Origin of the sequence: Pseudomonas sp. P97.38 (genome assembly GCF_001269745.1) — a bacterium.
In the GTDB taxonomy this organism is placed as follows: domain Bacteria; phylum Pseudomonadota; class Gammaproteobacteria; order Pseudomonadales; family Pseudomonadaceae; genus Aquipseudomonas; species Aquipseudomonas chlororaphis_E.
This window is the reverse complement of record NZ_LHVJ01000021.1, coordinates 44,820-58,053: the sequence shown is the minus strand read 5'-3', so window position 1 is coordinate 58,053 and position 13,234 is coordinate 44,820. Positions and strand designations below refer to the sequence as shown.

Below are 13,234 nucleotides of genomic sequence, written 5' to 3'. Positions count from 1 at the left end.
GGCGGCTGGCCCCTTCGCGGGCAAGCCCGCTCCCACAGTTGATGCCAGTGGATGGAAGGTTGATGAACGCCGCCGCCCCAATGTGGGAGCGGGCTTGCCCGCGAAAGCGGTCTCATCAGCACCCCACCCCTTAAGCCGAACCCAAAAAAAACGCCAACCCAACGGTTGGCGTTTTTTCTTGCAGCTTGAAGCTAGAACCTCAACGCGGCCTCACTCCGGCTTGCGGCGCCCGAAGCCTGGACGCTGCCCCGAACCGGCCGGTGCCCCACGGCGCTTGCCCGAAGGCGCGTCACGGTCCACCAGCGCAATGCCAGGGCGCTTCTTCGGCGCCGGCTTGGCCGGACGCTTGGTGTCGGCCGGACGATCGGCGACTGGGGTGCCACGACCTGCCGGAGCACCGCGGCCTTCGCCGCGCTCGGCCCGACCGTTGGCCGGACGCGGGCTACGTGGGCCACGTTCGCCGTCCTGGCGAGGCGCCGGCTTGCGGGCCGGACGCTCGCCTTCGAGTTGCGGCTCCCGCGCCGGACGCGGGCCAGGCGCCGCACCTTCGACTGGCGGACGCAGGGTGCGCACGCGTTCGGTCTTGGCCATCGGCCGCGAGGACTTGCGCTGCATCCGCTCCAGCTTGTCCTTGCTCTTGGCGGTCATCTGCGGCATTGCCACGGGCGTGAGGCCCACTTCGGCAGCCAGGATGTCGACTTCGTACTGGCTCATTTCGCGCCAGCGGCCCATCGGCAGGTCGGAGTTGAGGAACACCGGACCGAAACGCACGCGCTTCAGGCGACTGACCACCAGCCCCTGGGATTCCCACAAGCGGCGCACTTCACGGTTACGGCCTTCCATCACCACGCAGTGGTACCAATGGTTGAAACCTTCACCGCCGGGTGCCTGCTTGATGTCGGTGAAACGCGCCGGGCCGTCTTCCAGCACGACGCCGGCCTTCAGGCGCTCGATCATCTCGTCATCGACTTCGCCCCGTACACGCACGGCGTATTCGCGGTCCATTTCGTAGGACGGGTGCATCAAGCGGTTGGCCAGCTCGCCGTCGGTGGTGAACATCAGCAAGCCGGTGGTGTTGATGTCGAGGCGACCGATGTTGATCCAGCGGCCTTCCTTGGGACGCGGCATCTTGTCGAACACGGTCGGACGGCCTTCCGGGTCGTCACGGGTGCAGATCTCACCGTCGGGCTTGTTGTACATGATCACGCGGCGCACCGTTTCGGCGGCCTCTTCGCGCTTGATCACCTTGCCATCGATGGTGATGGCGTCATGCATGTCGACACGCAGGCCCAAGGTGGCGTCTTTGCCGTTGACCTTGATGCGGCCCTGAGTGATCCAGGTTTCCACGTCACGGCGCGAACCGACGCCGATACGGGCGAGGACTTTCTGCAGTTTCTCGCCGGCTGGACGGATTTCCTGGCTGTCGTTCTGGTCTTGGTCTTTCATTCTGGGCACCTCCCGGTGTGGTCGGCCAGGCGTGGCCTGACGCGTTGAAAACAGTCCATGGCGAAGGGATCGCCAAAGGGTCGCGAATCATACGCCCGTTGAAGCGTTTGCGCATCAGAGACTAGCTGATCAATGCAGGCCCGGCGCGTTTTCCGCCGATCGGCAACACGCCGCACCCTCCAATGTGGGAGCGGGCTTGCTCGCGAAGGCGTCATTCACATCACCCTCTTCATTGACTGACTCACCGCTTTCGCGAGCAAGCCCGCTCCCACAGGGACTGCGGTGAATCATACCGATGGGCTCACTCGTCAAACTCGCGCCGTTCGTTTTCGATCGCTTCGGCCAATGCCCGGGCTTCGGCTTCTTCTTCGCTGAGTTCAGGCTCGGGCTTGGGCGGCTCGAGGGCGGCGACGGCGGCCAGCAGTTTTTCCCGGGCTTGGGCCACGCCGAGGATGTCTTCTTCGGGGTTGGGTTCAACCTCGGCTATCGGTTCAACATCAGCCTCGGGCGTCTCGCCGGCGGGCACCGGGCCCTCGCGCAGCAGGTCGTCGAAATCGGTTTTCAGGCCTTCCTCCATGGTGTCCAGTTCCAGCAGCAATGAGTGGAAACTGGTCTCCTCCTTGGGCTCCTCCGGCTCGGCGCTGGCGTCGGCAAGGTCCTGCAAGCCCTGGGGCACCGGTGCATCGTCGAACTCCAGCACCGGTTCAGGCTCGATTTCCCGAAGCTCGGCCAAGGGCGGCAAGTCATCCAGGTTCTTCAGGTTGAAATGATCGAGGAAGGCCTTGGTGGTGGCGAACATCGCCGGTTTGCCCGGCACGTCGCGATAGCCGACCACGCGGATCCACTCTCGCTCCAGCAGCGTCTTGACGATGTGGCTGTTGACCGCCACCCCCCGCACATCCTCGATCTCGCCGCGGGTGATGGGCTGGCGATAGGCAATCAGCGCCATGGTTTCGAGCATGGCCCGGGAATAGCGCTGCGGCCGCTCTTCCCACAGGCGCCCGACCCAGGGGGCGAACTTCTCGCGGATCTGCAGGCGATAGCCGGACGCCACTTCCTTGAGCTCGAAGGCCCGTCCCTCGCAGGATTTACCCAGCAGCGCCAGGGCTTTCTTGAACACGGCCGGCTCTGGCCGCTCGCCTTCCTCGAAAAGCTCGAACAGGCGCTCCATCGATTGCGGCTTTCCCGAAGCCAACAGGAAAGCTTCAAGCAAGGGGGCCAGCTCGCGGGGTTCAGTCAGATTCATTGATTTGCTCGTTATTCGGCTCGTGCCCGCACATGGATCGCTGCGAACGGCTCATTCTGCACCAGCTCGACCAAGGATTCCTTGACCAATTCCAACACCGCCATGAACGTCACCACCACGCCCAGCCGCCCTTCCTCGGCGGTGAACAACTCGACGAACGGCACGAAGCCGCCGCCCTTGAGCCGCTCCAGCACGTCACTCATGCGCTCGCGGGTGGACAGCGCTTCGCGGCTGACCTGATGACTTTCAAACATATCGCCTCGGCGCAGGACCTCGGCCATGGACATCAGCAGCTCTTCCAGGCTGACATCCGGCAACAACTTGCGCGCCCGGGCCTCAGGGGCATCCAGCTTGGGCACCAGCACATCGCGGCCGACACGGCTCAAGCCGTCGATGCCTTCCGCCGCCACCTTGAAGCGCTCGTACTCCTGCAAGCGGCGGATCAGTTCGGCGCGCGGGTCGTCCTCTTCTTCCTCGACCTCGGCCGAACGCGGCAACAGCATCCGCGACTTGATCTCGGCGAGCATGGCCGCCATCACCAGGTACTCGGCCGCCAGCTCCAGGCGCACCGACTGCATCAGCTCGACATACCCCATGTACTGGCGGGTGATTTCCGCCACCGGGATGTCGAGGATGTTGATGTTCTGCTTGCGGATCAGGTACAGCAGCAGGTCGAGCGGGCCCTCGAAGGCTTCGAGGAACACTTCCAGCGCGTCCGGCGGAATGTACAGGTCCAGGGGCATCTCCAGGACCGCCTGGCCGTAGACCATGGCGAACGGCAGCTCCTGTTGCGCACCGGCCTGGCTGTCCGCGCTGTCCACAGGGGTTTGCACAGCCGACATTCAGGCCTCGGCCATGAACGGGGCCGGATCGCCGCAGCCGACCCGCACCACCTGCGGCTCGCCGTCGGCCAGGTTGATCACGGTGGACGCCTTCATGCCGCCGAAGCCACCGTCGATGATCAGCTCGACCTGGTGCTCGAGCAACTGGCGAATCTCGTAGGGATCGGTCATCGGCTCGGTGTCACCGGGCATGATCAGCGTCACGCTCATCAGCGGCTCGCCCAGCTCGGCCAACAGCGCCAGGGCAATGGGGTGGCTCGGCACCCGCAGGCCGATGGTGCGTTTCTTCGGGTGCAGCAACAGCCGCGGCACTTCCCGCGTGGCGTTGAGAATGAAGGTATACGGCCCCGGCAGGTGGGCCTTGAGCAGGCGGAAGGTGCCGGTGTCGATCTTGGCGAACAGCCCCAACTGGGACAGGTCGCTGCAGATCAACGCAAAGTTGTGCTTGTCGTCGAGCTGGCGCAGGCGCCGGACCCGTTCGACGGCGTTCTTGTCACCGATCTGGCAACCGATGGCGTAGGCCGAGTCGGTGGGATAGACCACCACGCCACCGCTACGGATGATCTCGACGGCCTGTTTGATCAGGCGCGGTTGCGGGTTTTCCGGATGAATCTGGAAAAATTGACTCACGTGTTCTACCTGTTCAGACGGCGGCGGTAACGGGATCATGTTTGAATCTACACCATAGTGGTGGCAGATCTTCCGGCAACGGGCGATATTCGCCGATCTCGGACCAGCCCCCAGGGCCATGGAAATCACTTCCGGCGCTCACCAGCAAACCGAATTCACGGGCCAGGATCGCCAGGCTGCCGACCTGCTCGGCCGGTTGGTGGCCATTGACCACCTCGATGGCATGGCCCCCTGCTTGAATATAGTCGGCAACCAGGCGGCGACGCTTGCTACGGGTGAAATCATAGTGCCACGGATGCGCCAGGCTGACCCAGGCACCCGCCGCTCGCAGGGTCTGGACGGTCTCTTCCAGGGTCGGCCAATGCTGCTTGACGTCCCCCAGCTTGCCGGCCCCCAGCCATTTGCGAAACGCCTCGGCGCGATCCTTGACGAACCCCTCGCGCACCATCCAGTCGGCAAAGTGCGGCCGGGCCGGCGCGTTACCGCTGTCGCCCAGTTCCTGCTGGATCTGCCGGGCGCCCTCCAGCGCACCGGGCATGCCCTTGAGCTCGAGCTTGCGGCTGATCTCCTGCGCCCGCAGCCAGCGGCCGTCGCGCAGTTGCGCAAGGGCCTCGACCAGCGCCGGCGCATTCACATCAAAACCATAGCCCAGCACGTGAATGGTCGCCCCGCCCCAGGTACAGGACAGCTCGACCCCGTTGACCAGTTGCATGCCCAACGCCGTGGCGGCGTCGCGGGCCTCTTCGAGGCCTTCGAGGGTGTCGTGGTCGGTCAGGGCCAGGACTCGCACGCCGTGCTCGAACGCCCGCGCCACCAGAACCGCAGGCGCCAGGGCGCCATCGGAGGCCGTGCTATGGCAGTGCAAATCAACATTCACGAGAGTTTGTTACCTCAAATCAGCTGGCCCTATCGCGGCCAAGGATGTTTGTTATTATGCCGCCACATCCCGCTCCTGGCTGCCACTGTGAAACAATTCATCGATTTCATCCCGCTGCTGCTGTTTTTCGTCGTCTACAAACTTGATCCGCGCAGCGTCGACATCGCCGGTCAATCCTTGACCGTAGGCGGTATCTACAGCGCCACCGCGGTGCTGATCATCAGCTCCCTGGTGGTCTACGGCGCGCTGTTCATCTCCCAACGCAAGCTGGAAAAGAGCCAGTGGCTGACCCTGATCGCCTGCCTGGTGTTCGGCAGCCTGACCCTGGCCTTCCACAGCGAAACCTTCCTCAAATGGAAAGCCCCGGTGGTCAACTGGCTGTTCGCCCTGGCCTTCATCGGCAGCCACTTCATCGGCGACCGCCTGCTGATCAAGCGCATCATGGGCCACGCCCTGAGCCTGCCGGACGTGATCTGGACCCGGCTGAACATCGCCTGGATCGCCTTCTTCCTGTTCTGCGGGGCGGCAAACCTGTTCGTGGCGTTCACGTTCCAGGACTACTGGGTCGACTTCAAGGTCTTCGGCAGCCTGGGCATGACGCTGTTGTTCCTGATTGGCCAGGGCATCTACCTGTCCCGTCACCTGCACGATACCGACACCACCACGCCAAACACCGAGGACTGACATGCTCTACGCAATCATTGCCACCGACGTCGCCAACTCCCTGGAAAAACGCCTGGCCACTCGCCCCGCGCACCTTGAGCGCCTGCAACAGCTCACGGCCGAAGGCCGCGTCGTGCTGGCCGGCCCGCATCCGGCCGTAGACAGCAATGACCCAGGCGCCGCCGGCTTCACCGGCAGCCTGACCGTGGCCGAGTTCGACTCCCTCGCCGACGCACAAGCCTGGGCCGAGGCCGACCCGTTCGTGAAGGCCGGCGTCTACGCCAGCGTCGTGGTCAAGCCGTTCAAGCAAGTCCTGCCGTAAATCCCCCCAGGTGCAATGAGCCTGCACGGCTCATCGCGCTCAACTGCTCATTGTTCTCGTTTGCCTGCCGACAACCTGTCTAATCTCGATTGGAATCCAGGAGTTGCAATGCGCAAAGGTCCGTTGTGCCTGTTGTTGGTCACGTTGGCGATCGGGGCACCCGCCCATGGCGAGGAAAGCACCGAGGGCAGTCATTCGGCGCCCTTGTCCCTGAGCGCCGGTAGCCAGATCGCCGAGCTGCAGCAGCGCTTGAAAGACAGCGAGCGCCAGCGTGAAGAACTGAGCAAACAACTGCAAAACGCCGACGGCGAGCGCGAAAGTGCCTTGCTGGGCCGGTTGCGCCAGGAAAACCAGCGCCTGAAACTGCAACTCAAGGAAGCCCAGGCGAGCCCGCTGCCGCGCCTGCTGACCGATCAGCAACAATGGTTCGTGATTGGTGCCGGGGTAGCGCTATTGGCCCTGCTCTGCGGTATCTTTGCCAGCGGTGGACGCAGACGACGTCGGCAATGGCTAAATTGAGTGAGTCATGAGCGAGCTGTTACTGATAGATGATGACCAGGAGCTGTGTGAGCTCCTGGTGAGCTGGCTGGGCCAGGAAGGTTTTCAGGTCCGGGCCTGCCACGATGGCCAGAGTGCCCGTAAGGCGCTGGCCGAAGCCTCCCCCGCGGCAGTCGTGCTCGATGTGATGCTGCCCGATGGCAGCGGCCTGGAATTGCTCAAGCAATTGCGCAACGACCACCCGGAATTGCCGGTGGTGATGCTCTCGGCCCGGGGCGAACCGCTGGACCGCATCCTGGGCCTGGAGCTGGGCGCCGACGATTACCTGGCCAAGCCCTGCGACCCACGTGAACTCACCGCCCGCCTGCGCGCCGTGTTGCGCCGCAGCCATCCGACGGCAGTGTCCAGCCAGATCGAACTGGGCGACCTGACCTTCAGCCCGGTACGCGGAGTGGTCAGCATCGACGAACAGGAACAGACCCTCACCGTTTCCGAAAGCCGCCTGCTCGAAGCCTTGCTCAAGCAACCGGGCGAGCCGCTGGACAAGCAGGAACTGGCGCAGATCGCCCTGGGCCGCAAGCTGACCCTCTACGATCGCAGCCTCGACATGCATGTCAGCAACCTGCGCAAGAAAATCGGCCCCCACCCCGACGGCCGCCCGCGCATCGTGGCGCTGCGCAGCCGGGGTTACTACTACAGCCTCTAGAAAATCCCCGATCCCTTGTGGCGAGGGAGCTTGCTCCCGCCGGACTACGAAGTAGCCCCAAAATCTCACCCTGTGGCCCACCAGGCCAAACACTGTCATTGCACGGGGAGGGCTTCGCCCTCCAGCGGGAGCAAGCTCCCTCGCCACGGGGTTTGTACCGATCGTTTTGTCAGGATCATCCCAAACCGTCTTTACCCAAGCTTTACCCAGCCCTGACCGCCGCTGACCTTGCTCTGCGTAATCTGCACACATCCGGAACTGACCGGGAACGAGACAAGGAGAAACACCATGCGCAAGACCCTTATCGCTCTGATGTTTGCAGCCGCCCTGCCCACCGTTGCCATGGCCATGCCTGAAGGCCCCGGCCCGATGGGCCCGATGGACGGCCCGCGTCACGGTGGCCAGATGCACGACAAAGGCCCCTACAGCCAACTGGACCTGAGCCGCGAACAGCGCCAGCAGATCCGCAAGATCATGGCCGAACAACGCCACGAACGCCGCGAGCTGGTAGAAAAGTACCTGGCCAAATTGTCGCCAGCCGACCAGAAAGCCATGCAGGACGAAATGGCAGCCCGGCATGAAAAAGTCGATGCCCAGATCCGCGGGCTGCTCAAGCCTGAACAGCAGAAAGAGTTCGACGCGATCCAGAAGAAACAGGCCGAGCGTCGCGCCGAATGGGCCGAATTCAAGGCCTGGAAAGCGCAACAGCCGCAAAAAGCGCAATAATGCGTTGAAGTCATCCAGCCCAACGGCAAACCGCCGTTGGGCTTTCTTTGTTTTCGAGGATTTACCGTGCGTTCATTGTTCTGGCGCATCCTGGCCAGTTTCTGGCTGGCCATCGCCCTGGTTGCCGGGCTGTCGATTCTCATGGGCCACATGCTGAACCAGGACGCGTGGATCCTCAGTCGCCACCCGGGACTCAACACCCTGGCCGAAGAATGGACGCAAACCTATGAGAGCCAGGGCGAGGACGCCGCGCAGGAGATCCTGCAACAGCGCAAGCGCCAGTACCACATCGACGTCCAGGTGCTCAACGAAAGCGGCGACCCGGTGGTGCGCGGCACCTTCCCGCGCCGCGCCGCGGCGTTCGAGGCTCGGCAGAACAACGACGACCGGCGCCTGCCCTGGCGACGGCTGACCGACGAATTCACCAGCGCCAAGAGCGGCGACACGTACCTGTTCATCTATCGCATTCCCCACCCCGAACTGGACGCCTGGCACCGTGGCAGCCTGCTCTGGCCCCTCAGTGCCCTGGGGATCGCGCTGGTGGTGCTGACCTTGTTCAGCCTGCTGGTGACGCTCTCCATCACTCGCCCATTGAGCCGCCTGCGGGGCGCAGTGCACGACCTCGGCCAGGCCACCTACCAGCAGAATAGCCTGGCCAAGCTGGCCGCCCGGCGAGACGAGTTCGGCGTGCTGGCCACCGACTTCAACCGCATGGGGGCCCGCTTGCAAAGCCTGATCGGCAGCCAGCGGCAACTGTTGCGCGACGTATCCCACGAGCTGCGTTCGCCCCTGGCCCGGCTGCGCATTGCCCTGGCGCTGGCGGAACGGGCAAGCCCCGAGGAGCGCGAAAAACTCTGGCCGCGCCTGACCCGCGAATGCGATCGCCTGGAAGCGCTGATCAGTGAGATCCTGGTCCTGGCCCGGGTCGATGCCGACAACGCCAGCGCCGAGGACATCGAGCTGAACAGCCTGTTGGTCAACCTGCAAAAAGATGCGCAGTTGGCGTCGACAGAACAAAGCGTGCAGTTGAACGCTGAGCCGAACCTGAACCTCAAGGGCTGGCCGACCATGATCGAACGGGCCGTGGACAACCTGCTGCGCAACGCCCAGCGCTTCAACCCCGTCGGCCAGCCGATCGAAATGCGCGCGCTGCGCCAGGGGGAGCGGATCATCATCAGCGTGCGTGACCACGGCCCGGGGGTGGAAGCCGAACACCTGGGCCAGTTGGGCGAACCGTTCTACCGCGCGCCCGGACAGACCGCCGCCGGTCACGGCCTGGGCCTGGCCATCGCCCGCCGCGCCGCCGAGCGTCACGGTGGCGCGCTGGTGCTGGACAATCATCCTGGGGGCGGCTTCATCGCCAGCCTGGAGCTGCCGTTGGTGCCCGGCGCGGTCGTTCAGCCTTAAGCGATTGGCTACGCTGCTCCACACCGGGCCTGCGGCGAACGCGGCGCCCTGTGGGAGCGGGCTCGCTCGCGAAGACGCCGGCACAACCGTCATCCACGCAACCTGAGCCACCGATTTCGCGAGCAAGCCCACATGAAACCGTGTCCGTCACACTGAACCAAACGATAATCCCTCTTATTCAAACTGCCCCGCCCTGTTAGACTCTGCGCCCTCGTTTCATTCATCTCCCAGGTTGCCCGATGCCGTCGTTGCCTCTTCGTCTATGCGCACTGTTCATGGCCCTGGGCCTGAGTGCCTGCGACGATGCCCCGCGTTTTACCCAGGCCGAGCCCGGTGAAGCGCGGTCCGGTGGCGCAGCGACGGTCCGCAAGACCGACCAGAACGCCTTCTCCCTGCCCTCGGCCAACCTGCCGCCGTCGAGGCGCGTGGATTTCAGCGTCGGCAACAGCTTCTTCCGAAGCCCCTGGGTGATCGCCCCGTCGACCACTACCGCCCGCGATGGCCTCGGGCCGTTGTTCAACACCAACGCCTGCCAGAACTGCCACATCAAGGACGGTCGCGGTCATCCACCCGCGCCGGACGCCACCACGGCGGTGTCCATGCTGGTGCGCCTGTCGATTCCCGACGCGCCGCCCTACGCCAAGGTCATCGAACAGTTGGGGGTGGTGCCCGAACCGGTCTATGGCGGCCAGCTGCAGGACATGTCCGTGCCCGGCGTGGTGCCCGAAGGCAAGGTGCGGGTCGACTACAGCCCCGTCCCGGTACGCTTCAAGGACGGCACCCTGGTGGAACTTCGCAAACCCACCCTGCAGATCACCCAGCTCGGCTACGGGCCGATGCACCCGGATACGCGTTTCTCCGCTCGCGTCGCACCGCCGATGATCGGCCTTGGGTTGCTGGAGGCCATCCCCGAGCAAGCCATCCTGGCGAACGCCCAGGCCCAGGCGCAGGCGAAGAACGGCATCGCCGGCCGCCCCAACCGTGTCTGGGACGATGCCCAGCAGAAAACCGTCCTGGGGCGATTCGGCTGGAAGGCCGGGCAACCCAACCTCAACCAGCAGAATGTCCACGCCTTCTCGGGCGACATGGGCTTGACCACCCGCCTGCGTCCCTTCGACGACTGCACCGAAACCCAGGTCGATTGCCGGCGCGCGCCCAATGGCAACGGCCCGGACGGCGAACCGGAGGCCAGCGACAACATCCTTCGGCTGGTGCTGTTCTACAGCCGCAACCTCGCCGTGCCAGCCCGCCGCGAGGTGAACTCGCCCGACGTGCTGGCGGGCAAGAATCTGTTTTTCCAGGCCGGCTGCCAATCCTGCCACACGCCCAAATACACCACGTCCGCCAATGCGGCCGAGCCGGAGCTGGCCAACCAGGTGATCCGCCCCTACACCGACTTGCTGTTGCACGACATGGGTGAGGGGCTGGCTGACAACCGTAGCGAATTCAAGGCCGGTGGCCGCGACTGGCGCACGCCGCCCTTGTGGGGGATCGGCCTGACCGAAACCGTCAACGGCCATACCCAGTTCCTGCATGACGGGCGCGCCCGCAACCTGCTCGAAGCCGTGCTGTGGCATGGCGGCGAAGCACAAGCGGCGCAGCGCCAGGTTCTATCGTTCGATGCCGGGCAACGCGCCGCGTTGCTGGCCTTCCTGAATTCCCTTTAAACGCATTCTCCGACCACGGGAGCCCGACATGTTCCGTCCCAAGCTGTTGTTCACCAGCCTCGCCGCCCTGGCCCTCGGCGCCTGCTCGCCCCAGGACCCGCAAGCGGTCACTTCGGCAGCCATCGCCAAGCAAGTGATCCTGCCGACCTACAGCCGCTGGGTCGACGCCGACCGGCAACTGGCGAGCAGCGCCCTGGCGTTCTGCCAAGGCAAGGAAACCCTGGAAACCGCCCGCGCCGATTTCCTCAAGGCGCAAAAAGCCTGGGCCGAGCTGCAACCGCTGCTCATCGGCCCACTGGCTGAAGGCAATCGCGCCTGGCAAGTGCAGTTCTGGCCGGACAAGAAAAACCTGGTGGGCCGTCAGGTCGAGCAACTGATCAACAGCGAACCGCAGATCGACGCCGCCGGCCTGGCCAAGTCCAGTGTCGTGGTCCAAGGCCTGTCGGCCTACGAGTACCTGCTGTTCGACGCCAAGATCGACATGGCCGACGCCACGCAAAAGGCCAAGTATTGCCCGTTGCTGATCGCCATCGGCGAACGCCAGAAACAACTGGCCGAAGAGATCCTGTCGCGCTGGAACACCAACGACGGCATGCTCGCCCAGATGAGCAAGTTCCCGAACCAGCGTTACGCCGACTCCCATGAAGCCATCGCCGACTTGCTGCGGGTCCAGGTCACCGCCCTCGACACCCTGAAGAAAAAACTCGGCACGCCGATGGGCCGCCAGAGCAAAGGGGTGCCGCAACCGTTCCAGGCCGACGCCTGGCGCAGCCAGTCGTCGCTGCAGGGCCTGGAAGCCAGCCTGAGCGCGGCCCGGACCGTCTGGGCAGGCGTGGACAACAAGGGTCTGCGCGGCCTGTTGCCCAGCGAGCAAAAGCCACTGGCCGACAAGATCGATGCCGCCTACGATGCCTCACTGAAACTGTTCGCCAGCAGCCAGCGTTCGCTGACCGAAATGCTCAACGACGACGCCGGGCGCCAGCAACTCAACGATTTGTACGACAGCCTCAACGTCGTCCACCGCCTGCACGAAGGCGAACTGGCCAAGGCGTTGGGCGTTCAACTGGGCTTCAACGCCAACGACGGTGACTGATCATGCTTCGACGTCAGGCCCTGGCCCTGGGCAGCTTGCTGCTCGGCGCCGTTACCCTGGGTGGCTGGACGCTGTTCAAGCAAAAGGACAAGCAACCGCTGCTGCTTTCGGCACGAGACGATGGTGATGGCCGGCATTACGCCGTGGGCTATCGACTGGACGGCACTCGGGCGTTCGCCACCCAGGTCGGCCAGCGCTGCCACGACATCATCAACCACCCCACCCGGCCGATCGCTTTGTTCGTCGCCCGTCGCCCAGGCACCGAAAGCTACCTGATCGACCTGCGCGACGGCACGCTGCTGCAAACCGTCACCTCGCTGCCCGACCGGCATTTCTATGGTCACGCAGTGATCCACCGCGGTGGCGAGTGGTTGTACGCCACCGAGAACGACACCCGCGATCCGGGGCGCGGCCTGCTGGGCGTGTACCGATTCGAAGGCGAACGGCTGGTCCACAGCGGCGAAATCCCCACCCACGGCATCGGCCCGCACCAGGTGTCCTGGATGCCCGACGGCGAGACCCTGGTGGTGGCGAACGGTGGCATCCGGACCGAAGCCGAGAGCCGGGTCGAGATGAACCTCGATGCCATGGAACCGAGCCTGGTGCTGATGCAGCGCGACGGCACGCTATTGAGCAAGGAAACCCTGCCCCAGGCGATGAACAGCGTACGCCACCTGGGGGTTGCCAGCGACGGCACCATCGTTTCCGGCCAGCAGTTCATGGGCGATGCCCACGAGTCTTCGCAACTGGTGGCGATCAAGCGACCGGGCGAGCCGTTCCAGGCCTTCCCGGTGCCCGAGCAGCAATTGCAGGCGATGGGGCACTACACCGCCAGTGTCGCCGTGCACAGCGAGCTGCGCCTGGTAGCCCTGACCGCGCCCCGTGGCAACCGTTTCTTCATCTGGGACCTGGACACCGGAGAAGCGCGCCTGGATGCCCCCCTGCCAGATTGCGCGGGCGTGGGCGCCGTGGCCGACGGTTTCGTCGTCACGTCGGGCCAGGGGCGTTGCCGCTACTACGATTGCCGGCAGACACAACTGGTTGCAAAGCCGCTCGATCTGCCCGCGGGGCTCTGGGACAACCATTTGCATCTGGTCTGAGGCCAATGTGC

The 13,234-nt window shown here is 64.5% G+C and carries 14 protein-coding genes; 9 read left to right on the top strand and 5 right to left on the bottom strand.

Going from position 1 to position 13,234, the window contains the following annotated elements; all coding sequences use genetic code 11:
• Positions 1-210: 210 nt before the first annotated feature.
• The 5 genes from rluB to AD664_RS17095 form a co-directional block, all read right to left on the bottom strand.
• Positions 211-1,446: a 23S rRNA pseudouridine(2605) synthase RluB gene (rluB, locus tag AD664_RS17115; RefSeq protein ID WP_053148102.1), complete on the bottom strand. Its 1,236-nt coding sequence runs from the start codon at positions 1,444-1,446 to the stop codon at positions 211-213.
• Between the two features lie 301 nt (positions 1,447-1,747).
• Complete coding sequence (gene scpB / locus AD664_RS17110) at positions 1,748-2,692, bottom strand: SMC-Scp complex subunit ScpB (RefSeq protein ID WP_053148101.1); 945 nt, start codon at positions 2,690-2,692, stop codon at positions 1,748-1,750.
• An 11-nt stretch (positions 2,693-2,703) separates the two neighbouring features.
• Positions 2,704-3,402, bottom strand: a complete 699-nt coding sequence (locus tag AD664_RS17105) for a ScpA family protein (protein ID WP_172679738.1) — start codon at positions 3,400-3,402, stop codon at positions 2,704-2,706.
• A 132-nt stretch (positions 3,403-3,534) separates the two neighbouring features.
• On the bottom strand, positions 3,535-4,164 hold the full coding sequence (locus tag AD664_RS17100) for an L-threonylcarbamoyladenylate synthase (protein ID WP_042729509.1): 630 nt from the start codon (positions 4,162-4,164) through the stop codon (positions 3,535-3,537).
• A 13-nt stretch (positions 4,165-4,177) separates the two neighbouring features.
• Entirely contained in the window at positions 4,178-5,041 is an 864-nt protein-coding gene (locus AD664_RS17095; protein WP_053148099.1) for a PHP domain-containing protein, read from the bottom strand.
• 87 nt (positions 5,042-5,128) lie between these two features.
• Between AD664_RS17095 and AD664_RS17090 the strand changes: the two genes are divergently transcribed.
• The 9 genes from AD664_RS17090 to AD664_RS17050 all read left to right on the top strand — a co-directional run bounded on the left by AD664_RS17090 (position 5,129) and on the right by AD664_RS17050 (position 13,223).
• Positions 5,129-5,725: a septation protein A gene (locus tag AD664_RS17090; protein WP_042729504.1), complete on the top strand. Its 597-nt coding sequence runs from the start codon at positions 5,129-5,131 to the stop codon at positions 5,723-5,725.
• A gap of 1 nt (position 5,726) precedes the next feature.
• Positions 5,727-6,026, top strand: coding sequence for a YciI family protein (locus tag AD664_RS17085; RefSeq protein ID WP_042729505.1), 300 nt, complete (start codon positions 5,727-5,729; stop codon positions 6,024-6,026).
• Between the two features lie 108 nt (positions 6,027-6,134).
• On the top strand, positions 6,135-6,545 hold the full coding sequence (locus AD664_RS17080) for a translation initiation factor 2 (protein ID WP_042729506.1): 411 nt from the start codon (positions 6,135-6,137) through the stop codon (positions 6,543-6,545).
• Positions 6,546-6,552: 7 nt separating this feature from the next.
• Positions 6,553-7,230 (top strand): response regulator transcription factor, encoded by a 678-nt coding sequence (locus AD664_RS17075; protein ID WP_042729507.1) that lies wholly within the window; start codon positions 6,553-6,555, stop codon positions 7,228-7,230.
• A gap of 288 nt (positions 7,231-7,518) precedes the next feature.
• A complete protein-coding gene (locus AD664_RS17070; protein ID WP_053148097.1) occupies positions 7,519-7,956 on the top strand; it encodes a Spy/CpxP family protein refolding chaperone in 438 nt (145 codons plus the stop codon).
• Positions 7,957-8,022: 66 nt separating this feature from the next.
• Positions 8,023-9,363, top strand: coding sequence for a HAMP domain-containing sensor histidine kinase (locus AD664_RS17065; RefSeq protein WP_053148095.1), 1,341 nt, complete (start codon positions 8,023-8,025; stop codon positions 9,361-9,363).
• A 239-nt stretch (positions 9,364-9,602) separates the two neighbouring features.
• Positions 9,603-11,030: a di-heme oxidoredictase family protein gene (locus AD664_RS17060; protein ID WP_053148093.1), complete on the top strand. Its 1,428-nt coding sequence runs from the start codon at positions 9,603-9,605 to the stop codon at positions 11,028-11,030.
• A gap of 28 nt (positions 11,031-11,058) precedes the next feature.
• Entirely contained in the window at positions 11,059-12,123 is a 1,065-nt protein-coding gene (locus tag AD664_RS17055) for an imelysin family protein (protein ID WP_053148091.1), read from the top strand.
• Positions 12,124-12,125: 2 nt separating this feature from the next.
• The gene (locus AD664_RS17050; protein WP_053148089.1) at positions 12,126-13,223 is read left to right on the top strand and encodes a DUF1513 domain-containing protein; all 1,098 of its coding nucleotides are present in this window, start codon (positions 12,126-12,128) and stop codon (positions 13,221-13,223) included.
• Positions 13,224-13,234 lie beyond the last annotated feature (11 nt).

Excerpts from the sequence above, each read along its gene's own strand:
- AD664_RS17060 (WP_053148093.1), top strand. The coding sequence starts at position 9,603 with ATGCCGTCGTTGCCTCTTCGTCTATGCGCACTGTTCATGGCCCTGGGC.
- scpB (WP_053148101.1), bottom strand. The coding sequence starts at position 2,692 with ATGAATCTGACTGAACCCCGCGAGCTGGCCCCCTTGCTTGAAGCTTTC.
- AD664_RS17075 (WP_042729507.1), top strand. The coding sequence starts at position 6,553 with ATGAGCGAGCTGTTACTGATAGATGATGACCAGGAGCTGTGTGAGCTC.
- AD664_RS17070 (WP_053148097.1), top strand. The coding sequence starts at position 7,519 with ATGCGCAAGACCCTTATCGCTCTGATGTTTGCAGCCGCCCTGCCCACC.
- AD664_RS17080 (WP_042729506.1), top strand. The coding sequence starts at position 6,135 with ATGCGCAAAGGTCCGTTGTGCCTGTTGTTGGTCACGTTGGCGATCGGG.
- AD664_RS17085 (WP_042729505.1), top strand. The coding sequence starts at position 5,727 with ATGCTCTACGCAATCATTGCCACCGACGTCGCCAACTCCCTGGAAAAA.
- rluB (WP_053148102.1), bottom strand. The coding sequence starts at position 1,446 with ATGAAAGACCAAGACCAGAACGACAGCCAGGAAATCCGTCCAGCCGGC.
- AD664_RS17055 (WP_053148091.1), top strand. The coding sequence starts at position 11,059 with ATGTTCCGTCCCAAGCTGTTGTTCACCAGCCTCGCCGCCCTGGCCCTC.
- AD664_RS17050 (WP_053148089.1), top strand. The coding sequence starts at position 12,126 with ATGCTTCGACGTCAGGCCCTGGCCCTGGGCAGCTTGCTGCTCGGCGCC.